The sequence below is a fragment of the Streptomyces sp. AM25 genome (genome assembly GCF_058146165.1).
The window spans coordinates 1-1,337 of record NZ_JBKIWN010000127.1; the positions used below are offsets into that span (position 1 = coordinate 1).

2 protein-coding genes are annotated in these 1,337 nt (G+C 64.8%); one reads left to right on the forward strand and one right to left on the reverse strand.

What is annotated here, in order from left to right; genetic code table 11:
• Positions 1–8 precede the first annotated feature (8 nt).
• Positions 9–203 (reverse strand): hypothetical protein, encoded by a 195-nt coding sequence (locus ACLHRZ_RS37190; RefSeq protein WP_490423003.1) that lies wholly within the window; start codon positions 201–203, stop codon positions 9–11.
• 33 nt (positions 204–236) lie between these two features.
• Between ACLHRZ_RS37190 and ACLHRZ_RS37195 the strand changes: the two genes are divergently transcribed.
• The gene (locus tag ACLHRZ_RS37195) at positions 237–653 is read left to right on the forward strand and encodes a LuxR C-terminal-related transcriptional regulator (RefSeq protein ID WP_490423004.1); all 417 of its coding nucleotides are present in this window, start codon (positions 237–239) and stop codon (positions 651–653) included.
• The last annotated feature ends 684 nt before the right edge of the window (positions 654–1,337 follow it).

The window sequence follows — 1,337 nt, forward strand, 5'->3', positions numbered from 1 at the left end:
CGTGTCCGTCAGGCTCGGGGCACGTCACAGCGGCGTTTGGCCTCCGGGGCGAGGGTGACCGTGCGGGGCTCTGTCGTCGCCCACTTGTAGGCCTGGAACAGGTCGTCACCGTCTACCGGGGGAAGCGGGATGTCGTCGTCGTCCATCATGGGGACGGTGTTGAGGAGGAAGAACAGGATGCGGTTGTACGAGCCGCCGCCCACCTGGACCTTGTTCCCCGACCGCCCACTGTCATCGTGCTCACCACCTTCGGCTTGGACGACTACGTGAGCGACGCTGTGGGGGCAGGTGCAGCGGGGTTCCTGCTGAAGGACACGCCCCCCGCCGAACTGCTACGCGCTGTCCAGCAGGTCGCCGCGGGGCATGCCATGCTCTCCCCGGCCGTCACCCGGCAGGTCCTCGATCTCCTGCGTCACCGGCATAGGGTCGTTCCCACCGAAGCCCGCAGCAGAATCGCTACGTTGACACCCCGCGAGCGGGAGGTCCTGGAGCTGCTCGCGCAGGGCCGGTCCAATGCGGACATCGCCGCCGCCCTGTTCACCAGCGAGGCCACGGTCAAGATGCACGTCAGCCGGGTGCTCGCAAAGCTCAAGGTGGACAACAGAGTCCAGGCTGCCTTGCTCGCCCGCGATGCCGGCCTCGGTCCGCAGTGAGCGAGCCGCTTGAGCCGCATCCCAAACGCTCGGTATGACAACGGCTCATCACTCTCTGCGCACGTGGCGCGTCCAAGAGACAAGCTCAGAGCCTGGTCCATATCCAGACATCACGGCCCCGGGCGAGCCCCCGACTTTGGCCAGAGTGGATAACAATCTTTCGGCGGTCGCCGTGCGGGTGTGCATGGTGCAAGGCTGGTGCCTGCAACTGTGGTGCTTTTGCCTGTCATTGACGCATGGTCAAAGATGTGCTCGTACGTAAGGCTCTGCCTGTGTACTGCTCAGCCGAAGACAGCGAGTACGTGCGCCACAACTCACCCTGCCGCGCATGCCCATGTTCCCGAGAAAGGTCACTTGTGCTCACCCGGGCAGCATCCACCCGCCGGCGTCCGGCGTCACGAGTGAAGAGTCTTCCGCAGACGCCCACGGGCCTGACACCGGCCGCGACGCGGGCTCCTGCCTTGCAACGAACGAGGTAATCCCCCCTGAGCGGTTCAGGGGGAGGAACTGCAACCGGATTCTTGCGACTGCGCAACCTCTTCGAATGCTGTGCAGCCAGCGCCCGACCCTCATCTGATGGGGGCAGCAGAGGCACGCAGAACAGAGCAAGGGGGTCGGAGCTTGGGCGTACCCATTTTTTCCTGGCTTCACATCCAGCTCGACTTTCGGGGTTTTCGTGGGCCT